We start from the raw sequence: 20,805 nt of genomic DNA, 5'->3' as shown, positions 1-20,805 counted from the left end.
ATGGACCAAGTCAGCCGATCAGATTTTGGCTTCCGTCAAACGCTTCTGCCACAAAGCTCAACAGACTTTATGTGGCGAACTTTAGATTCACGTGACTAGCTAAGACAGGCCGCTGTTGCTTAACAATGACGATATCCTTTGCTTGCGTGCTCCTGTCGTCTCAATGCTTTTTCTTACGTCAAAGTAATTGTAGAGATATCAATACCGACGAGGACAGGTTCAGTATTTAAAGTTCCGTCCGGGTTTCTCCTGAACGCGCGCCGTTTGGTTGGCATCATTATCCCTTGAATGTTCTTGTACTCGGACATGTAGTGCGCGGCTGGAGCGCCACCGGCCACAAACGTGGTATAATCCAAACGAGCGATGAGTCCGTTTTCATCGACGTGGAATATCTGTTCCGGAGAGTGGGTTCCAACCTTTTCGGGAAAAGTGATCTTCAGCCGCCGACGTACCGTGCCTTGATCGGACACAGGATCTATTTCCTCCGCTTTGGCACTCTCAGTGACAAACATAAATGGAGTATTCAGATAATTCCAAAGTGCATACCCGGAAAAGTAAGCCAGATGCAGCCTATCCCACGTAGTTTGAAGGGTGTGTCCTTCAAACGCCTTTCTTGGATGTACACGCTCCTCAATAAGCTTCCCGTCGATTGTCTCTAGCCGAACACGATCCGGCTCGTAGATGCTTTGCACGCCTTCTTCGGTAAAATGCGTATAGCAAGCTCGCTGTTCTTTCGTTTGCACCTTCAATTGAACATTTTTGAAGACACCGTCCCATCCCTTTCTTTTCCAGTGCTCACCATGCATCGAAAGGTTGACATCGATCGCGATGAATTTTCGCCATCGTTCAAGAGTTCCGTGAGACTCGAGCACCAGATCTAAAAGTGCAGTCATGCTTCCTCCGGTTCGCCCTATGGCTTTCCATATCGGACTGGTTGCGGTTTCAGGCGGCCCTAGAGTTCAGGGCGCCTGACCGTTGATTATCCATTAGTTGGGTTTCAGAAGGACTTTCCCGCCTTTTTGCACATGCGCAATAGCCTGAGTTGCCTGCTCGAGCGAATAAACGCCGGCGACCGGAACGTGCAGTTTGCCTTCGGTGATCAGTCGCTCGGCTGTCCGCGTATGAGCCGCAAGCTTTTCGTGTGCATCTCGAAAGCGCGGATAGAACAGCCAAAACCCTTCCAGCGTCACCTGCTTGAAAATGATGTTCAGGGGACTCACGGCCGCGGGCTTTCCGCTGACGCCGCCATAGGCGACCATCTTGGCGTTCGACGTTAGGCAAGACGCAACCCAGTGCGCGGAGTCGCCACCCACGCCGTCAAGTCCCAGCTTGATTTTAGCCTTCCCGGTAGCCGCTGCGACTTGCTTCACGACGTCGGGTCCATCGACAAGGACGACGTCAGCTCCGGCTGACTTCAGCTCATCCACAAGTTCGGGTCTGCGCACGAGGCTTACCGAGCGCAGTCCGAACTCCCGTGCAAACGCAATGACGCTGCGTCCCACACCGGAATTGCCGGCGTTCTGGATGACCCAGTCGTCCTTGCCGAGTTCGACATACTCGGTTAAGAGCAATGCCGCTGTCAGCGGATTGATCCGAAGCATTGACAGCTGTTGGGGATCGGCTTGCGCAGACAAGACGATGAGATCGGCGGCCGCGACCGTTATGGCCTGCCTCCACACGGGAAGTCCGATCGGAATGGCGACACGATCGCCAGTCTTTACGCTTTTGACCGAGGCTCCAACGGCGACAACGCGTCCAATAGCTTCGTTCCCAAGCGGCGCCGGCGGCTGTGGCCTGATCCCATACATGCCACGGATCATCAGAAGTTCAGCGGGACCGATCGGTGAGTATTCGACTTCGACCGTGGCTTCATTTGCTGCCGGCGGTGGGGGTGGATCGCCTTCTACAACTTCAACCACCTCAGTGGGATTGCCAAACTTAGTCATTTGCAAAAACTTCATTGTCCCTCCGCGAGAATCTTATCGGTTCGCTGACCGCTCGACACTAAACCATGCTAAGTTCGTATAATGAACTTTAATCAACGTCAACCTGTGTATGAACAATGAACTCAGAAAAAGCGCATTCGCCCGAACTGGATCTTCGCTGGATTTTCGAGCAAAAGAACAACTGCTCCATCAAGCGAACGCTCGACATTGTTGGTGAAACCTGGACCTTATTGATCTTGCGCGAGGCCTCATGGGGCGTTCGCCGATTCCAGGACTTTCATAAGTTTCTGGGCGCGCCAAGGGCGGTGCTGTCCGATCGCCTAGAGAAGCTTGTTGAGCACGGCATCTTTGAAAAAACACCTTACAAGGAGGCGGGCGCGCGAAAGCGATACCAATACGAGCCCACTAAGGCCGGCATCAAATTGTTCACGGTGCTGATGGCATTGAACCAGTGGGGAGATGAGCATCTCGGCAAGGGATCTTCCCGCATGATCGACAAAGCGACTAAGGAAGAAGTGTTTCTGAAGGTCGTCAGTAAAAATGGCGACCATGTCCCAGTAGAGCAGGTGCGACCTGTAGTGCGGAGGTAATCACACGTGCTGTGAATCGAATTAGTATCGGCTGCTGCGAACGCGAGCAACGTCCAGACACAACGGATCATAGCTACCCTTGACGAGCTTCTCCTCGTGCTGTCAGAGTGACCCACGACGATGCTGTAAGCCGCAGCTTGTTGGCGGGTCGATGCCCTCCTTTCAGTACCCAGTATAGTGGCAGACGCGGCGTGAATTTACCGTCCGTGTTCGATTTCTGCGCTAAAACCGGAATCATCGTTATCTTCCGCGTCATCTCCCGTTTGACCTGCAACCTGCAGACGGTGTGACCAATGTGCAACGAGCGTTTAGCTTCACCACGGCTATGTCGGCCACCGAACAATCAGGGCTCACGAGGTACGCGGTACGATCCGAGCGGCCAAATACTGAGGGCCTGCGGATGAACTTTTCAAGCTCGAAAGATCAGACCTTATTGTCTCTCTGGGAAAGTGTGCGGCGGCAAGTGTTGGCTGATCGCGCGAATGACGGCCGCTCCCGCATTGTTGGTGACAATTTTCGTGACTATGCTGAGTTGCTCCGTTCGGAAATGGATCGGCGGGCGCTCAAGTATACCTCCATCAATTCAACTGAATGAATAGAGGATGCTGCCGGGGGCAATCTAAGATGAGAGACATGCATGAGCAGTTGGAGAAGCTCCGCAACGATGCCGCCGATTGCAAATCGATCAGCGATCTAGTCACCGATCCGCGAAAACGAGAGTTGTTCGCGAGGCTTGCCGATCATCTGAGCGTGTTGGCTACAGAGGTAGAGCGTGCCATTGGTCCGACAGTGTCTAGCACCCAACCGGAGCGATAAAGGTGCGCTGGCATCCATGATCGAGGATGCAATGGGCGGAAAGGGGCACATCGCGACCGGGGGCCTATGGCTCGCGTCGCAACTATATTCCTTGAGGCACGCCGTTCGTACCGGCGGCCTCCCGCACGCGGGTGTGATGAGCATGCAGGGACCCGAGTGAAGTAGTTCTCAATCGGTAGGTAACGAAAGGGATAGCCTGCGCGCTTCAACTGGAGGAAGCGCCATGCAGGTTAATTGGACAACCTCTCGAATGCTCGTTCTGGCGGCCGTTCTTCTGCTCGAAGCTGGTACCACTATTGCACTCGGCACTCCTCGCGCACTCTTTGAACCAATGCTGGGACCCGATTGGCAATGCAACCGAACCGTGCTGGTCGTGACGACTTTGTTCTCACTCGATCCCTTAAATGGCTAATCGAATCTTGAGCAAGCGGTGATCAACCGCACTAGCCCGGACGAAGCCGCACGCGGGAACTTCTCTCTCCCGAGCGACGACTACCGCGTAGGCGCCACCCGATCGGCCCCGGAAAACTGTTGGCGATGCTCAAGGCGCGCTTCTCGTCCTTTTCAAGAGCTAACTTTTGAGCAAAGCATGACGTCCCCCTGGGCCAAGCCACCCAATGGGACGAAACACCACCCGGTTCCTAGCCGCCCGTGTTCGTCGATCTCGTTGACGTTGAGACGTTCCTCGGCGAATGCGTAGCGCGTTCCGGTATCGCACCCTATGACGTCGAAGTATCCCTTTGTGTCGAATTCGACCCTTTGCTGAGGCGAAAGCCAATACCGCAGAAGCCGCATTGACCGTGCATGTAGGGTTTTCTCGTCCTTAGCTGCTTGGTACAGCTCGGTAACCGCCAGGCCTCGAAGGCTCCAGCGGCCGAGAGGACCATATTTGTTCTTCACCTGATGATCACCCGCCAACAAGGCGCGGGAAGAACAATGTTTCTTCGGCGGCCGGATCGAAGGAGGTGATCTTGACTACCTCACCTGGCCCCTTCCGGACCGTTGCGGTGTATCCTTTGCCGGTAAATTCCGAAAACAGCCTCTCCGCTTCTGCCAAGGCGTCTGCACTAGAATTATCGAAGAAGTGCCGGCTGTCGCCGCTGTGATCCATCACGATTAGCGTTGCCATGCTGAGACTCCTGATTGCTCTTCCGCCGGACGGATGAAGGGCACCTTGGCCAGCTCATCGTCGCTGACCGGCACCTGGAAGCGGTCGCGGAATCCGCGCAGCGCGTCCTGCGTCATCTTCTTGGCCTGATGCGCGATCATCTGGCCTTCGCCGGACTCGCCCATGCCGTAGCCTTTGACGGTCTTGGGCAGAATGACGGTCGGCTGTCCCTTGTGGTTCACCGCCGCGGTATAGGCCGCGAACACCTTCTCCGGATCGTGACCGCCCCGCGCAAGTTTCCAGATCTCGTCGTCGCTCATGTCGGCGACGAGTTGCTTCAGCTCGTCGTACTTGCCGAAGAAATGCTCGCGGATATAAGCGCCGCTCTTGCTCTTGAAATCCTGGTACTCGCCGTCGACGCATTCCTCCATGCGCTTCAGCAGCAACCCGCTCTTGTCGTTCGCCAACAGCCGATCCCAGCCCGATCCCCACAGCACCTTGATGACGTTCCAGCCGGCGCCGCGGAAAACGCTTTCGAGCTCCTGAACGATCTTGCCGTTGCCGCGCACCGGTCCGTCGAGCCGCTGCAGGTTGCAGTTGATGACGAAGATCAGATTGTCGAGGTTCTCGCGGCCGGCCAGCGAGATCGCGCCGAGCGACTCCGGCTCGTCGGTTTCGCCGTCACCCATGAAGGCCCAGACCTTGCGGTTCGCGGTCTCAGCCAGCTTGTGGTTCTCCAGATATTTCAGGAACCGGGCCTGATAGATCGCCATCAGCGGTCCCAGCCCCATCGACACCGTCGGGAACTGCCAGAAATCGGGCATCAGCCAGGGATGCGGATAGCTCGACAGACCCTTGCCACCGGTCTCCTGCCGGAAGCCGAGCAGCTGATCCTCGCTCAATCGCCCTTCGAGAAATGCGCGCGCATAGATGCCGGGCGAACAGTGTCCCTGGACGAAGATCAGATCGCCGCCGTGTTTTTCCGTCGGCGCATGCCAGAAATGCCCGAAGCCGATGTCATAGAGCGTGGCGGCGGATTGGAAGCTCGCGATGTGTCCACCGAGCTCCGAGCTTTCCTTGTTGGCGCGCAGAACGATGGCGAGAGCATTCCACCGGATGATGGACCGCAGCTTGTGCTCGATGGCGCGATCGCCCGGCAGAGCCGGCTGCTGATCCAGCGGAATCGTGTTGCAATAGGGCGTCGTCAGCGTCTGCTGAATAGCGAGGCCGCCACCGCGCGCGGCGGCAATGACGGCGTTGACGACGAATTCGGCGCGCTCGCTGCCGCGGTGACCTCGGATCGCCAACAGGGCATCGAGCCACTCCCGGGTCTCCTGCGGATCCAAATCGTGCGCGTCCGCGACTGTCATTACTCTCTCCCTTGCATGCCAAGCAGAAGTCAGGCGTCATCGTTCATTGCACCGCCTCGGGGTGGAGGCGCGCGATGCCACGCAGGCGATATGCCCGTCGCTCTAGGTTAAAGATGGAGTGTTGGCTGGCATTTGAACGTTCCCCTCGCCGTGCTTGTTTCAGATCTGCTTATTCTTTTGCAGCCGTCTAAGCAGCATTCGTGCCAGACCTCGAAGAGGCCTCGCGATCGCGCACATGCCCTTCATTTTGCTCAGAATTGTCGGTCAGCCGCCCGACCGCGCCGATATGATCGGCCGGCATTCGTCTGAAGCTCCGGAAAACGGGCTGCTGGTTCCGCCCGAAAGATCGGACCCGTCGAGCCGTCCAACAAATGCGGGCGTTGCCGGTATGAGCGGACGCGAGCCATGGGGCGGGACAACAGCCGGCGCGTGGGTGCATGACGATTTGACTAACGCGGCACGAACAAAGAATGTCTGCGGCCGGACAGTCTTTGCGTTTTCGCGCACGTCAATTCGCCAGCGATGAATACTCCGCGCCTTCTTGCGCAACACGAGGTTGCCCAGATGACCGTCGTACTCGATCTCCTCAACAAGGACCCGCGCGCGAAGCTGCGACCGGACGCGCCACGCCATCCCGAGAAGGTGAACCGCCCGGAGACGCCCCTGCAGAGCAAGCCGGCGTGGATCCGCGTGAAGGCGCCGGGTTCAGACGCCTGGGCCGAGACCAGACGCATCGTGCGCGAGAACAAGCTCGTCACCGTGTGCGAGGAAGCGTCCTGCCCCAATATCGGCGAGTGCTGGTCGAAGAAGCATGCGACCTTCATGATCATGGGCGATACTTGCACGCGCGCCTGCGCGTTCTGCAATGTGCGCACCGGCCTGCCCGGCCCGCTCGAGGCCGATGAACCCGCCAAGGTCGCCGAAGCCGTTGCCAAGCTTGGGCTCGAGCACGTCGTCGTCACGTCGGTCGATCGCGACGATCTTGCCGATGGCGGGGCGGCACACTTCGCTGCGACCATCGCCGCGATCCGCGCGGCGAGCCCGGCGACGTCGATCGAGATCCTGACGCCGGATTTTCTGCGCAAGCACGGCGCGCTCAAGACGGTCGTGGCGGCGAAGCCGGACGTGTTTAATCACAATCTGGAAACGGTCCCGTCAAGATATCTGGCGGTGCGCCCTGGAGCGCGCTACTTCCACTCGGTCCGACTGCTGCAACGCGTGAAGGAGCTCGATCCGCAGATCTTCACCAAGTCCGGCATCATGGTTGGCCTCGGTGAGATCAGGAACGAGGTGCTGCAATTGATGGACGATTTGCGCTCCGCAGACGTCGACTTCCTGACCATCGGCCAGTATCTGCAACCCACGCGAAAGCATCACCCCGTGGTCAGCTTTGTGACGCCCGACGAATTCGATGCCTATGAGAAGACCGCCTATGCCAAGGGCTTTTTGCTCGTATCTGCCTCGCCGTTGACGCGCTCTTCCCATCACGCCGGCGATCATTTCCGCAAACTGCGCGCGCGCAGGCGCGACTAAGGGCCGACGCGCGGCTACCCCACTTGCGGCGACTGCGCAATCGCGGGAGTCAAATCCTCGATAACTGATCATTCCGCGCCGAACAGATGACCACCGCCCGCAAGCATTGTCCCGCCTCCTGCCCTCCGAAACTCAGATCGTGCCATGCGCCACGGGCCTGCTCACGTCACCTGTGCTGAGATTTCGTTTGATCTCCCGATGCACACGTTGTGCACACGCCGCCTTCTATCCAATTGAAGAATTTGAACTCTCGCTCCAATCCATCATTGGAGAAAATCGCATTCGCCGGTTGCGGCACCCGCGAGCCGTCTTGACAGCAACTTTGCAGCGAGGTTCCGCCACAGCAAAATCACCGCTTGAAAATCAGATGCTCAAACGATTTCTCTGGCTAAGGCATTGATTTGGTGGGCGCACCAGGGCTCGAACCTGGGACCCGCTGATTAAGAGTTCAAGATCATCCCTTCGCTGCAATTTCCAAACGCACGCCGCGCTACGACGAGTCTTCGGAAGCCCCTTTGTTTGTGGGTTTTCCTCGCATAGTTTCGCGCTCCGTCGAACTCAAACCTTCCAACTGCTCAATCCGCCAACACCGTTTGAAAACCGTTTTGGCGGCCGTGGACTCTCGTCATGACCGATATTCGAATTTCTCTCACTGACAAGGTAATCGCTCAACTGCCCGCTCCGAAGGAAGGCTGGTACCTAGCGCGTGATACAGAATTGAAGGGCTTTTTCGTAGTCATTGGAAAGCGAAGGAGGACTTTTACCGTCCAAGGGGACCTCAGGCGGGGCGGCAAGCGGGCTTCATCCATTAGGGTTTCCATCGGCGACGCCGGCGAGATGTCGACCCGAGCTGCGCGCGCCACCGCCAAGGAGTATTTGGCCCAGATCAGCCGGGGACGGCACCCGAAGGACGAGAAACAAGCCGAAAGAGTGCATGCCGTTCCGGCGATGACAACTGGTGGAACAGTCGCGAGCATCACTCTCAGGCAGGCCTGGGAACGTTACCTCGAGGCGCATCTGATCCGGAAGAACCGCAGTGAAACGACCATCGAGGGCTATCGTGATCACATCGAACGAATTTTTGCGGAATGGCTCGACGCCACCCTCGATGAGCTCGCAACCGACCCGGCTCGGGTGGCCAAGAAGCACGATGAAGTCACAAGGGAGAACGGTCCGTACATGGCCAATGGCAGCATGCGGACCCTGCGGGCCATCTACAATCATGCTCGGAAGACGAATAGGTCCCTGCCGTCAGATAATCCAGCCGATGCGATCGACTGGAATGTCGAGGAGCGCCGCAATACCGGCATGGGATCGGCTGACTTGAAGGGCTGGTTTGCGCAGCTCGCCGCTTTCGACAATCCGATCCGCAGAGAGTTCCACCTCTTCACTCTCCTATGCGGTTCGAGGCCTACTGCTCTCCAGGAGGCCAAGCCGGAACACATCGACTTTCGGCGCCGCACGCTGCACATCGCGAAACCGAAGGGTGGCAAGAAGAAGGCCTTCGATATTCCGTTGTCGCGACAGATGATCCTTTGCCTCGTCCGCGCAATCCGATTTGGTCGGCACATGTATCCTCCAAGCACAAGAGTGGGTGTTTCCTGCCGACAGCGCGTCGGGGCATTTGGCGGAAACAAAAGAGGACCGGGAAATGCTATCGAAGTGGGGCAACGACCTCCGTCAGACCTTCCGTACGCTCGCAACCGCAGCCGGCGTATCCGAAGTCGACGCCAAGCTCTTGATGAACCACGCCATTCCCGGGGTAAACGCGGGCTACATTACGCGGCACAAGCTTCTCGAAGATCATCTGCGCAGCCAGCAGCAGGCGATCAGCAGCGCGGTATTTGCCGCGTTGAGCACATCCATCGCCCGAAATCATGCGCTGCAGGGTTGGCTCGGGAGAGGCGCGTACCGGCGCGCGATCCAGAACGTCACTTCCGCTGACAAGCAGGGAGGCGAACGGTTGCGCAAATTGAGTAAAGGTCAATCTGAGGCTCGGCTCATTGAACAAATCGGAGACAAAGAATCGATCCAGTCCTAGCGCTCCTAACCCAACTTGCACACTTCATCTCGAGAGCGCCGTTAGCACTATTTTGACTTCAAGACTGCAACGGGGCGCCACTCGTTGGGTGTTTGACCTTGCAACTCCCGGCAGCGCTCTAGTAGCACGTTGGCCGGCTGATCTTGTGGCCGCTCTCGCAGCACAGCCTCGAACTCAACTATGGCGCCGATCGGGTCCCGATCTCGATATTTCGCAAGCCCTTGCTCATAGCGCACTACCCAAGACGGGCAGTGCCTTGCGTCATGCTTCTCGGCAAGATCGATCAGTTCGTATGTCGAAAGCCCCTCTTCCCGTCCATAGACTGCGATCCGGTCAACCTCACGGGTGATGATCGTGCCCCGCGCCAAGTGGTAGGTCTCTTCACCGATAAGGACCTGCGTCCCATAGATCTTGTTGGCGCTTTCAAGGCGGCTCGCGACATTCACGGCGTCGCCGATTACGGTGTAGTTCAAGCGCAGTTCCGAGCCGATATTGCCGACCAGCATTTGGCCGGAATTGATGCCGATCCGGATATGGAGAGGGCGGCCGAGATCGTCGGAGAGGCCGGACTCCTCGATGGCCTTGCAGCAGGCGAGCGCCGCACGGCAACATAACAGCGCATGATCCGTTTGAGGTTGTGGTGCTCCCCAAAACGCCATGACCGCATCGCCGATGAACTTATCGATGGTGCCGCCGTTAGCGACGATGACTTCCGAAGCGACGTCCAGATAGCGCGACAGGAGCGGTACGACGCGATCACCCATGCGTTCGGAGAGACCGGTGAAGCCGGCGATGTCGATGAACATCACGCTTAGCTCCTGAACGGCTCCCCCGGGTTTTGCCTCCACGCCCTGACGCAGAAGCGCGCGGACGAGGTCAGCCGGGATGAATTTTCGGAAGGCCGAAAGGCCGGCGGCCATCTCGGCGATCGCGCCCGACAGGCTCGCGATCTCCTTAAGCCGCGAGGGATGGCGGCGCACCAGCTCCAGCGCAAAAGTTTCGACATGACGGATCTCGCCGACGACGCGGGACAGCGGTGCTGCGATCACGGTACGCGCGAGCAAGGCCGAGGCCAAAGCCGCGAGCACCGCACCAACGGCGAGGCCCAGGATCAGGCGTCGCAGCGTGGTCTCGACCGGGCCTAGAAACTCAGCCTCGGGAATGACGGTTGCAAGCCGCCAGCCGGGAAACGGCAGCGGCGTGAGCGCAACCTCATAGGCCTCGCCGCCGGAAGTGAGCCGGCTGCGCCAAGCGTCCTTGTCGGCACCGGCTTTGGCCAGCGCCGTCTGCGCCAATGGCAACAATTTCTGCTCGCCGCGCGCGGCATGTAGTTCATCGGCCTCCTTGTCGGGTGCGGCGACGAGCTCCCCGCTTCCGTCGAAGATGAAGGCAGTTCCGGTTCGTCCGACCTCGAGCTGTGCAAGGAAGCGTGCAAGACGGGTGTATTCGATCATGATAGCCAGGACCCCCTGGCGCTCCTGATAGACGTCGATCGGACCCGCAAAGGCGATCGACGGGCGTTCCCCGGTCGGATGATCCGTGACCTTGAACCATTCGGGCTCTTCGGCTTTGAGGCCGGTCTTGAACCAGGTGCGATCAGCAACGCGGAAATCGGTCGGCTCGAAACGGCGGTTAGCGAATTCGATGTCGCCGGGCACTACATCATACTCGTCGACCCGGCGCTGCCCGGCATGGTCGGTAAGCGAGATTTCCATCATCTCGAGGCGGCCGTCGCCGAGCTTGTGGGCCGCAAAGAACGCGCCGTCGGGCCATCCGAACGCGACCCAGGAAATCGTCGCCTGCGATTGCAGTTGCGACAGGAATACGAATTCGCGCTTGTCGGCTTCGCGGGTATCGAGCACGTTCTGCAGAAATAGTGTGCGGATCGCGGTGTGCGCTGCGCGTGCTTCGTCGACGATCGCGCCGACTTCCTTCCGGACAGCGGCGACGATCTGCTCATTGATGGTCGAGGCGAGCTGCCGGCTGGTTGCCTCTGCCGTGCGCCACCACAGAAGGCTGGACAAAGCCGCGGTCAAAAGGATCGCAGTCAGGACCAGCGCCGATACGGCGAGACGGATGCTGACCGTCAGCCGCCGCGGTGCCGGGCCTGATGTCACGCGTCCGGGGCTGGCGTTCATGGCTTGATCCGACGGGTTCGTGAGGCCGACTGGTAACCTTCTTCGCAGGCCCACAGCCGTTCGTTACATGTCGCAAATGCCCGCAGTCCCGGCCAATGCCCGCCGGCTAACGTCTCCATAGAGAGTAGGCATTGGAGTAATCCCCCCGCCCGCCCCTAATTCGCCGCCAAGCGCACGACGTCGTGCGCGTCACCCAGCGGTCTCACCAACTCGTGAGCGGTTTTTCCGGTAACGGCGGCTGCGGCGAGGACGAATGAGACAATGGGCCCATTTGCCCCACCCCAGAGGAGAGATCTCATGTCTGCCAAGACCACCATCAGCTCGCTCGTACTCGCCGGCGCCATCTCAACCGCGCTCGCGACCCTCGCTACCGCCGCTCCGCTGACCAAGGCCGAGGCCGATGCCGCCATCGCGGCCAAGAAGGAAAAGTGCTTCGGCGTCGCGCTGAAGGGCCAGAATGACTGCGCCGCCGGACCAGGAACGACCTGCCAGGGTACTTCGACCGTCGATTTCCAGGGTAACGCATGGAAGTTCGTGCAGGGTGGCACTTGCGCCAGCATCGAGCTGCCCGGTGGCAAGAAAGGCTCGCTCAAGCCGGTTTGAGGCAAACGCAGCATCAAGGCAAACAAGCGCGGAGGAGCGACATGGACGCAACGATCAGGCCCCGGACGTCTGCGGCCATTCCCCTCCGCTTTCCGCTTCCCGTCGGCGGCATCGCCGGGACCAGCTTCAAGCCCGAGCACCTCACCGCAATTCTTGACGAAGGTCCGCGGCGTGGTTTCTTTGAGGTCCATGCCGAGAACTACATGGGCGCGGGCGGACCGCCCCATCGGATGCTGGAACGGTTGCGCCGCGATCATCCGCTCTCGCTGCACGGCGTCTGAATGTCGATCGGGGGACCTGCCCCGCTCGACCGCGCGCATCTGGCGCGTTTCCGCGGCCTCGTCGCGCGCTACCAGCCGGCTCTGGTGTCCGAGCATCTGGCATGGTCGACACACGAGACCAGCTTCTTCAACGATCTCCTGCCGTTGCCCTATAACAAGGCGACGCTCGCTCGCGTCTGCGACCACATCGACGAGGTGCAGGACGCGATCCGGCGGCCCATCATGCTGGAAAACCCTTCGACGTATGTGGCATTTCGCAACTCGACAATGTGCGAAACCGATTTCATCCGCACCGTCGCCGAGCGTACCGGCTGCGGCCTGTTGCTCGACGTCAACAACGTCTTCGTCTCCGCGGCCAACCACTGTTTCTCCGCGTTACAATATCTCGCCGACTTCCCTTTGGCGCGCGTCGGCGAAATTCACCTCGCCGGCCACACCGCGCAGAGCGACGACGAAGGCGAGCGGTTGCTGATCGACAGCCATGACGGTCCGGTCGCGGACGCGGTGTGGAAGCTGTTCGAGATCGTGATCGCACGCCGTGGCCCCGTTCCGACGCTGATTGAATGGGACAGCAACATTCCGGATTGGCTGGTCCTGAAGGCCGAGGCGGCCGCCGCACAGGCGATCCTGGATCGTCATGTCGGGAGGATTCGTCATGCAGCCTGAACTGCACACCTCCTACGCGGCAGCGTTCGCTCCGGCCTTGCTCGATCCTGTCGACCAGGTTCCCAGCATCGTGACCGGGCCGTGCGGCAAATCGGCAGTCAAGTGCTACAACGTCTATCGCAACAACGTCACGGTGAGCCTGATCGACGCGCTCGCTTCGATCTACCCGGCAGTGCGGCGTCTGACGGGGGCAGATTTTTTCCGAGCCGTGGCGCGTTTCCATGTCCGCGAAACTCCGCCGACGTCCCCGCTACTGTTCGACTACGGCCGCGATTTTCCGGCCTTCATTGAAGGCTATGAACATGCTCAATCGCTGCCCTGGCTCGCCGACGTCGCACGGATTGAGCGGGCGTGGCTTGACGCCTATCACGCTGCCGACAGCACGCCTCTATTGCCGTCCGCTCTTGCCACGATAACGCCGGATCGTCTGGCCAGCCTCGTCTTCACGTTGCATCCAGCGACGCGCGTGGTGCGATCGTCCTTCGCGGCGGTGACGATCTTTGCAGCCAACCGGGGCGCAGACTCTGCCGGCACCATCGACGCATCGGGACCGGAAGATGCCCTGATAACGCGGCCGGACGTCGACGTCGCAGTGCAACTGTTACCGCCGGGCGGCGCGGTCTTCCTGACCTGCCTGATGTCAGGATGCATGCTGGCAGAGGCTACCGCAGCGGCGCTGGAAGACGCACCCGACTTCGATCTCGCCACCAACATCGCCGGCCTGTTCGAGGCGGGCGCCTTCGCCTCGCTGACGTCTGGAGACGCAAGATGATTTCGGAACAACGCATCGTGCCCGCAACTACTCTGCCCTCTTTCGGCGTGCTCGTCGACAAAGCCAATGGTCTTGTCCAGGCGATCGCAACTCCGTCCATGGTGCAGCTTGTGCTGCGCCTGGCATTGGCGGACCCATTTTGGCGTTCCGGCATCCTCAAATGGAGCGGCTTCCTCAAGCTGAGCGACGTGGCCGTGACGCTGTTCACCGACGAGTTCATGCTGCATCTGCCCGGCGGCCCCTATCACTACCCGATTCCGACGGCGATGGCTTTCCTGTCCGGCTGCGGCGAGATCATGTTTCCTATTCTGCTGGTGCTCGGCCTCGGCACGCGCTTTGCCGCGCTCGGCCTTCTCGTCATGACCGTCATCGTCGAGCTCACCGTGCCCGACGGCTGGCCGGTCCACATCACCTGGGCCGCAATGGCGCTCGGCATCATGGCTTATGGGCCGGGTCGCATCTCGCTCGATCATTTGCTTTGCAAGTTTGTGATGCATCCCGACAGATAGCGCGTGGTTAGCTGCGGCCGTCCCTGCGCGAAGTCCCTCAAGTCCCAACCCGAACGCAATGGAGGAACGTCATGGAAGTCAACGAAGACCGCCTGAATTCGTTCATGGGAAAGATGATCGGCGACGTGGGTGCAGCCATGAGCGCGTCGCTCATGCTGCTCGGCGACAAACTCGGCCTCTACAAGGCGCTCGCTAAAGGTGGCCCGATGGATTCGGCCGCCCTGGCCAAGGCGACCGGCACTGCCGAGCGGTACGTTCGTGAATGGCTGTCGGCGTAGGCCGCATCGGGCTATGTCGAATACGACAGCACGTCCGGCAAGTTCTCGATGCTGCCCGAGCAGATCTTGGCGCTGGCCGACGAGGACAGCCCGGTTTTCCTCGGCGCCGTCGGCAGCTTGGTTTCGGCAACATTCCTCGACGAGCCCAAAATCTCGGATGCCTTCAAGACCGGCAAGGGGGTAGGCTGGAACAAGCGCAGCGAGTGCTTGTTCTGCGGAACAGCGCGCTTCTTCCGCACCAGCTACAAGCACTATCTGGTCCAGGACTGGCTGCCGGCGCTCGCTGGCGTCGTCGACAAGCTCAAGCGTGGCGCCAAGGTAGCCGACGTCGGCTGCGGACACGGCGTCTCGACGCGGTTGATGGCCGAGGCGTTCCCCAATTCGACGTTCTACGGGTTCGACTACCACGACGGCTCGATCGAAACTGCCCGCAAGGCAGCAAGCGAGGCTGGCCTGTCAGGCCGGTTGCAATTCGAGGTTCATTCCGCCAAGACCTTCCCGGCGCATGCTTATGACCTCGTGTGCTTCTTCGATTGTCTCCATGACATGGGCGATCCCATCGGCGCGCTTCATCACACCCGCTCGACTCTGGCCGATGACGGCACCTGCCTTCTGATCGAACCGTTCGCGAAGGACCGTCTCGAGGACAATTTGAACCCGGTCGGACGTGTCTACTACGCCGCATCGACGATGGTCTGCACGCCGGCGTCGCTGGATCAGGAAGTGGGATTGGCGCTGGGTGCCCAGGCCGGTGAAGCAAGATTGCGCGAGGTCGCCCTCCAGGGCGGCTTCACGCGCTTCCGCCGTGCCGCGGAGACACCGTTCAACCTCATCCTGGAGGCGCGTCCATAGGTGGCTTCAGACGTCCGGGTATATTATCCCCGGACGTCCGCTGCTCTCTCCTGAGAGCACGGCTTCATCGCGCGTGAGGGCAAGCGCCAGCGATCGGATGGCCGGCGCGGCCAATAGAACTACCGGCGCCATCGCAACCCACGACACCAGCCAGGACACCATCCAATTCCAAAGAAAATGTCCCGGCACGGCGGCAGAATAGCTCGCGATTCCCGCTGCGATAAAGGACGTCAGGCCCGACTGGATGACGCTAAACACAAAGTGACTGTAGCGACGTGGGATTGCGAACATTGGCACCAACCCATCTCGATGAAGCTACACTACTGGTGCGAACTCCGATTTCAATGCGCGGGAATGACGAAGTGTGCTCATAGTCTGATCACTCTGCCGCAATCGGCATCATCTCCTGCTGCTCGTGCAAAATGACGCCGGAGAGCGGATCGAACTCGCCCTCCCACGGCCTCCGCGCCAGCACGGACCGCGTGTGCGCGTAGCCGGCGTCCCAGCGCTGCATAATGCCGGAGGGGCTGAAGTCGATGTCCTTGGTGTGGGTCTCGTGGCCGAGTTGCGGGGCGAGCAGCCGCACCACGTGCATGCGCGTCGGGCAGCCATAGCTTGTCAACTCGCGCACCGCAGGATCGCGGCGCTCGCTCTCGGGTAGGCGCGCGGCGAGCTGATTGATGACGTGACGCAGGCGATGCGCCTGCTGCTGGCGCGCGATCTGGCTGGCGATGCGGCTAGAATACTGCACGTCCTTGTGACGATTGAGCACCTCCGCCACCGTGGTCGGCTCGGCGCCTAAGGGATTCCAGAGATGCACCGCGAAGATCAGCGAATTCTTGCGCGGATTGTCGTCGAACACAGCCTCTGTCGGCGTGTTGGAGAGAATGCCCCCGTCCCAATAAAGCTCGCCGTCGATGCGCACGGCCGGAAACGCCGGCGGCAGCGCGCCTGACGCCATCACATGCTTCACCGTCAATTCGCCGTCACTGCTGTCGAAATAGCGCATCTGGCTGGAACGCACATGGGCGGCGCCCACCGTGAGCCGTGGGCTGCAGCGGTTGACCAGGCTGAAGTCGACGAGATCGTTCAGCGTCTTTTCCAGCGGCGCGGTGGAATAGAAGCCCGCGTGATCGGCGCCGAGCGGATAGGAATCACCAGCATGCGCCAAGGGATTGGGCCGGAAGAAGCCGGGAATGCCGTTGGTGACGGTCGACCAGTAGCTGAGCTTTTCGTTGAAGCCGGGGAATGCGGTGCGGAAGCTCCAGACCGGATTCTGCTCCATCCGCTTCCAAAACTCCTTCAGGTGAGCAAGCCGGTGCTGCGGCTCATTGCCTGCGATCAGGCTGGCATTGATGGCGCCGATCGAGGTACCGATGATCCAGTCCGGCTCGATGCCGGCCTCGTGCAGCGCCTGGTAGACACCGGCCTGGTACGAGCCCAGCGCGCCCCCGCCCTGGAGCACCAGCACGATCTGGCCCGGCAGGTCTCCTGACCTGATACTCTGGGTATTGCCCTGCATGCCGTTCATGTCTCGCTCCTGATGAGCTTGCACTGGTTGGATATTCGTCACTCGCCGCGATTTGTTGCGCCGGCCCATGTCAATGCGCGGTCCAGCCACCGTCGACCGGCAGCGCGATGCCGGTGATCGAGCCCGCCGCCTCGGTCGACAGAAACACCGTGAGCGCGCCGAGTTCTTCCACCGTGGTGAAGCGCTTGTTGGGCTGCTGCGCCAGCAGCACGTCACGGATCACCTGGTCGCGGGAAATGCCATGCGCCTTGGCCTGGCCGTCGATCTGCGCCTCGACCAGCGGCGTGTAGACATAGCCGGGGCAGATCGCGTTGCAGGTGATGCCCGCTTCCGCAGTCTCCAGCGCCGTTACCTTGGTCAGGCCGACAATGCCGTGCTTGGCCGCCACATAGGCCGCCTTGAACGGAGACGCGATGAGACCATGCGTCGAGGAAACGTTGATGATGCGGCCGAACCCGTTCTGGCGCATCGCAGGCAGCGCGAGCCGCGTGGTGTGGAAGGCCGACGACAGGTTGATCGCAAGGATCTGGTCCCATTTCTCGACCGGAAACTGCTCGAGCGGCGCCACATGCTGGATGCCGGCGTTGTTGACGAGAATGTCTAGGCGGCCGGATTGCGCGACGGTGGCCGCGATCATCTCCGCGATCGATTTCGGCCTGGTCATATCGGCCGGCGAAAAGCTCGCCTTGACACCGAACTCGGCGGCGATCTGCTCGCGCGTCCTGCCAATCTCGTCGGCGACGCCAAGTCCATTCAGCACAATGTCGGCACCGGCTGCGGCGAGCGCCCGGGCGATCCCGAGCCCAATGCCGCTGGTTGAGCCCGTGATCAGCGCAACCTTCCCGACCAGCGTCCGTGCGGGCGCGGCTGTCTGCGATTTGACTGGAATATTCATGGCTCAGACCCTCCGTTGGCGATTGTCGGCCTCGTGACCGAGCCGCGGCTTTCGCGAACTCTGAGGGATGGCCTGGGCTGACGGAAATGCCGGTTGGCTTCCGAAACCATACGCCCGCGCTATAGCGGTTGGGATGTCATTCGCGGACCCAATCGGGTAGATTCCGGATCGATTTTGCTGGGAGCCGATCCATGGAGATGCACCAGGTCCGCTATTTCCTCGCTGTGGCGCAGGTGTTGAACTTCACCCGCGCGGCCGATGAGTGCAATGTGACGCAACCCTCGCTGACCCGCGCCATCAAGCAGCTCGAGGCCGAACTCGGCGGCGATCTGTTCCGGCGCGAGCGGCCGGCAGCGCAGCTCACCGAGCTCGGGCAGCGCATGCATCCGCTCCTGAAGCAGTGTTACGAGGCCGCGGCCGGCGCGCGCTCGCTCGCCTCGTCCTTCAAAAGCGGCGAGATCGGCGCGCTGCGCGTCGCGCTCACGCACTCGATCGATCTCGCCCTGCTCATTCCCCATCTCAACCAGATCAGGCGACAGTTCAACCGGCTCGAATTCCGCTTCCTGCGCGGCTCGAGCCGCGAGGTCGGCGAATTCCTGAAGAAGGGTGAGGCCGAGCTCGGGATCGCCGCCGAGATCGATGAAGCCTGGGAGCGGCTCGACGTCTGGCCGCTGTTCACCGAGGACTTCGACCTTGTCGTCAGCAAGGATCATCCGCTTGCCGAGCGCAGCAGCATCGAGTTCGACGACCTTCGTTCGGAGCAGTTGCTGAGCCGAAATTATTGCGAGCATGCAAGGCGCATCTCGGCGAGCCTGCGGGAGCACGGCATCGACGTTGGCCACAGCCACGAGATTTCGAGTGAGCGCGACCTGATCGAGCTAGTTGAAGCCGATATTGGCGTTGCCATGGTGCCGCATACCTCCCCCGTGCCGGCGAGCCTTAAACGCACCGCCGTCGCAGGCCTCGACGCCCGCCGCACCGTCAACCTCTACGGCGTCGCCGGCCGCCAGCGCACCGCCGTGGCCAACGCCGTGATGCGCATGCTGCGTGGCGCCGATTGGCGGGAGATTGCGGGCTAGTTCCCACACCTTCTGACGCGGACGACGGCTCTCCATTTCAAGGTTGAATTGTCGCCATCGCGAAGTATAGCGGCGCTCGGGTGCTCGCTGCTTCGAGTAGCGACAGGTCAAGCGTTGGTCGGGCCGCCACGCGGAAAGCGTGCGCCCCATGAACGACAGCCCTTCATTTAACGATCTGCCGAGAGCCCAGCGGCTGGCCGAGCAGGCCCTCAGCACACTTCATCGGTTCCTGTATGTCGAGGCCGTCAGCGGCGCCGCGCTTGTCGTCGCCGCCGCCGCTGCATTGATCTGGGCCAATTCTCCGTTCGCCGACAGCTATCACGCCTTTTGGAATCTTCCGCTCACAATCGGTGTCGGGGAACACGTCATTTCCCGGTCGCTGCATTTCTGGGTCAACGACGCGCTGATGACAGTCTTCTTCCTCGTCGTGGGCATGGAGATTCGGCGCGAGGTTCATGAAGGCGCACTGAGCAAAGTCGACCAAGCCATTTTGCCGCTGGTCGCGGCGACTGGTGGCGTCTTCGTCCCGGCGCTCATCTATCTGAGCCTCAACAGCGATCCGGGTAGAGGGCAGGGCTGGGCCGTGCCAACCGCGACAGACATCGCCTTTGCCGTTGGGGTGCTCGCGCTGCTTGGACGAACGATCCCGGTCAATGTGCGGGTCTTCCTGCTCGCTCTGGCGATCATTGACGACATCATTGCGGTCGTGATCATTGCCCTCTTCTACACTGCCAGTCTTCAGCTTGGCGGTTTCATCATCGCGTCAATTGGCGTTCTCGCGGTTTTGGGATGTCAGCGGATTGGGATCGGCTCTGCGCCCTTTTACGTGCTGCCCAGTTCTTTGGTTTGGATTGGGCTCATGATAGCCGGGATCCAATCCAACCCTTGCAGGTGTGGTGCTCGGGCTGATAACTCCGGCACGCGCCATGCCAATGCAGGAGGCGCCGCTGGAAGTCGTGTCGCGAGTGCTCAAGCAGTTGCGAAGCAGCGATGCGGTGAACGCAAGGGATCCGCACCTGTTGGAGCAACCGCTGCGAGACCTTCGCGTAGCTCACCGCGAGATATTGCCGCCGGTGTCGCGGGTGCAGATGGCAATGCATCCGTGGGTGGCTTACGGCGTCATGCCGATCTTCGCGCTGGCGAATGCCGGCGTCAGCCTAACGGGCGCTGATCTCTCCGCTGGGGCCATCTGGTGATGATGGGCACTGCGCTTGCCTTGGTCGCTGGGAAACCGCTTTGGCGTCGTCGGCGCGACTTGGATCGCGGTACGATTGGGGTGGTGCCGCCTTGCTCCTGACGTTTCGTGGGGTGGCGTCTGTCTGGTCGGCCTGCTGGCTGGGATCGGCTTTACCATGTCGATCTTCATCTCGATGCTCGCCTTCTCCGATCAGGGATTATTGAGGGCGGCGAAACTGGGCGTACTCTTCGGTTCGCTTGTCGCCGCCACACTCGGCCTTGGCTGGGGCGCGGTCTACATTCGACGTCGGTGAAAGCGGCTCAAATGCCTTTCAAAGCTCCGCACGTATCCTTCGTGTCGTTCGCCGTTGAGATTCTACCCTCCGGGATTACCCAGGTGATGATCGTCGAAACTGGCTTACACCTGAATCCGAAGCATCCCTCATACAATCAAACCGCCGTAGAAACTCTCATTTCGGCCGCGCAAAAATATGTTAGCACCAACGGAAGGCCCTGCCTCCATTCGGCTTGTTTCGACCCGAAGCGGGGAGATATGACTGTCTACTCGCTGTCGTTTTGTCGGCAATGGTGCCTTCCGGGAGGGCATCTGCTAATGCGCCG

General features: G+C 60.4%; 15 protein-coding genes and 4 pseudogenes. 11 read left to right on the top strand and 8 right to left on the bottom strand.

What is annotated here, in order from left to right; translation table 11 throughout:
• Positions 1 to 173: 173 nt before the first annotated feature.
• Both IVA81_RS36935 and IVA81_RS36930 read right to left on the bottom strand, forming a co-directional pair.
• Positions 174 to 893 carry a hypothetical protein gene (locus tag IVA81_RS36935; protein WP_247327373.1) on the bottom strand — a complete coding sequence of 240 codons (720 nt, stop codon included), beginning with the start codon at positions 891 to 893 and terminating at the stop codon, positions 174 to 176.
• Between the two features lie 93 nt (positions 894 to 986).
• Positions 987 to 1,961 (bottom strand): zinc-dependent alcohol dehydrogenase family protein, encoded by a 975-nt coding sequence (locus tag IVA81_RS36930; RefSeq protein WP_247327371.1) that lies wholly within the window; start codon positions 1,959 to 1,961, stop codon positions 987 to 989.
• Positions 1,962 to 2,062: 101 nt separating this feature from the next.
• On the opposite strand from IVA81_RS36930, the gene IVA81_RS36925 reads away from it, so the two are divergent.
• Both IVA81_RS36925 and IVA81_RS36920 read left to right on the top strand, forming a co-directional pair.
• Positions 2,063 to 2,536 (top strand): helix-turn-helix domain-containing protein, encoded by a 474-nt coding sequence (locus IVA81_RS36925; RefSeq protein ID WP_247327368.1) that lies wholly within the window; start codon positions 2,063 to 2,065, stop codon positions 2,534 to 2,536.
• 624 nt (positions 2,537 to 3,160) lie between these two features.
• Positions 3,161 to 3,352 (top strand): hypothetical protein, encoded by a 192-nt coding sequence (locus IVA81_RS36920; protein ID WP_247327366.1) that lies wholly within the window; start codon positions 3,161 to 3,163, stop codon positions 3,350 to 3,352.
• Positions 3,353 to 4,259: 907 nt separating this feature from the next.
• Here the strand turns inward: IVA81_RS36920 and IVA81_RS36915 are convergent.
• Both IVA81_RS36915 and aceE read right to left on the bottom strand, forming a co-directional pair.
• On the bottom strand, positions 4,260 to 4,481 hold the full coding sequence (locus IVA81_RS36915; RefSeq protein ID WP_247327364.1) for a hypothetical protein: 222 nt from the start codon (positions 4,479 to 4,481) through the stop codon (positions 4,260 to 4,262).
• A gap of 20 nt (positions 4,482 to 4,501) precedes the next feature.
• Positions 4,502 to 5,830: pseudogene (gene aceE / locus IVA81_RS36910) on the bottom strand (pyruvate dehydrogenase (acetyl-transferring), homodimeric type); the annotation flags it as partial.
• A 564-nt stretch (positions 5,831 to 6,394) separates the two neighbouring features.
• Between aceE and lipA the strand changes: the two are divergent.
• Both lipA and IVA81_RS36900 read left to right on the top strand, forming a co-directional pair.
• Complete coding sequence (lipA, locus tag IVA81_RS36905) at positions 6,395 to 7,363, top strand: lipoyl synthase (RefSeq protein ID WP_247327363.1); 969 nt, start codon at positions 6,395 to 6,397, stop codon at positions 7,361 to 7,363.
• Positions 7,364 to 7,990: 627 nt separating this feature from the next.
• Positions 7,991 to 9,307 carry an integrase family protein gene (locus IVA81_RS36900; protein ID WP_346659433.1) on the top strand — a complete coding sequence of 439 codons (1,317 nt, stop codon included), beginning with the start codon at positions 7,991 to 7,993 and terminating at the stop codon, positions 9,305 to 9,307.
• Positions 9,308 to 9,451: 144 nt separating this feature from the next.
• On the opposite strand, the gene IVA81_RS36895 is transcribed toward IVA81_RS36900, so the two are convergent.
• Positions 9,452 to 11,542, bottom strand: a complete 2,091-nt coding sequence (locus IVA81_RS36895; protein WP_247327362.1) for an adenylate/guanylate cyclase domain-containing protein — start codon at positions 11,540 to 11,542, stop codon at positions 9,452 to 9,454.
• A gap of 297 nt (positions 11,543 to 11,839) precedes the next feature.
• Here IVA81_RS36895 and IVA81_RS36890 point away from each other — a divergent pair, with 297 nt between their 5' ends.
• The 5 genes and pseudogenes from IVA81_RS36890 to IVA81_RS36870 all read left to right on the top strand — a co-directional run bounded on the left by IVA81_RS36890 (position 11,840) and on the right by IVA81_RS36870 (position 15,503).
• Positions 11,840 to 12,145: a DUF2282 domain-containing protein gene (locus IVA81_RS36890; protein ID WP_071911278.1), complete on the top strand. Its 306-nt coding sequence runs from the start codon at positions 11,840 to 11,842 to the stop codon at positions 12,143 to 12,145.
• A gap of 41 nt (positions 12,146 to 12,186) precedes the next feature.
• A pseudogene (locus IVA81_RS36885) lies at positions 12,187 to 13,092 on the top strand (DUF692 domain-containing protein).
• Positions 13,082 to 13,864 (top strand): DNA-binding domain-containing protein, encoded by a 783-nt coding sequence (locus IVA81_RS36880; RefSeq protein ID WP_247327361.1) that lies wholly within the window; start codon positions 13,082 to 13,084, stop codon positions 13,862 to 13,864. Before IVA81_RS36885 ends, IVA81_RS36880 begins: the two are co-directional and overlap by 11 nt.
• The gene (locus IVA81_RS36875; protein ID WP_247327360.1) at positions 13,861 to 14,373 is read left to right on the top strand and encodes a DoxX family protein; all 513 of its coding nucleotides are present in this window, start codon (positions 13,861 to 13,863) and stop codon (positions 14,371 to 14,373) included. The genes IVA81_RS36880 and IVA81_RS36875 overlap by 4 nt, the downstream gene beginning before the upstream one ends.
• 71 nt (positions 14,374 to 14,444) lie before the next feature.
• Positions 14,445 to 15,503, top strand: a pseudogene (locus IVA81_RS36870) (methyltransferase domain-containing protein).
• 6 nt (positions 15,504 to 15,509) lie between these two features.
• Here IVA81_RS36870 and IVA81_RS36865 read toward each other — a convergent pair.
• The 3 genes from IVA81_RS36865 to IVA81_RS36855 form a co-directional block, all read right to left on the bottom strand.
• Positions 15,510 to 15,794, bottom strand: coding sequence for a DUF2798 domain-containing protein (locus IVA81_RS36865; RefSeq protein WP_247327359.1), 285 nt, complete (start codon positions 15,792 to 15,794; stop codon positions 15,510 to 15,512).
• Positions 15,795 to 15,882: 88 nt separating this feature from the next.
• Positions 15,883 to 17,034 (bottom strand): patatin-like phospholipase family protein, encoded by a 1,152-nt coding sequence (locus IVA81_RS36860; protein WP_247327358.1) that lies wholly within the window; start codon positions 17,032 to 17,034, stop codon positions 15,883 to 15,885.
• A 70-nt stretch (positions 17,035 to 17,104) separates the two neighbouring features.
• Positions 17,105 to 17,929 carry a 3-hydroxybutyrate dehydrogenase gene (locus IVA81_RS36855; protein WP_247327356.1) on the bottom strand — a complete coding sequence of 275 codons (825 nt, stop codon included), beginning with the start codon at positions 17,927 to 17,929 and terminating at the stop codon, positions 17,105 to 17,107.
• A gap of 191 nt (positions 17,930 to 18,120) precedes the next feature.
• On the opposite strand from IVA81_RS36855, the gene IVA81_RS36850 reads away from it, so the two are divergent.
• Both IVA81_RS36850 and nhaA read left to right on the top strand, forming a co-directional pair.
• A complete protein-coding gene (locus IVA81_RS36850; protein ID WP_247327354.1) occupies positions 18,121 to 19,008 on the top strand; it encodes a LysR family transcriptional regulator in 888 nt (295 codons plus the stop codon).
• Positions 19,009 to 19,156: 148 nt separating this feature from the next.
• A pseudogene (gene nhaA, locus IVA81_RS40790) lies at positions 19,157 to 20,498 on the top strand (Na+/H+ antiporter NhaA).
• The last annotated feature ends 307 nt before the right edge of the window (positions 20,499 to 20,805 follow it).

This window comes from Bradyrhizobium sp. 141, from assembly GCF_023074055.1.
GTDB lineage: Bacteria > Pseudomonadota > Alphaproteobacteria > Rhizobiales > Xanthobacteraceae > Bradyrhizobium.
Note: the sequence above shows the minus strand (reverse complement) of the source record. Positions and strands in the feature narration are given on the sequence as shown.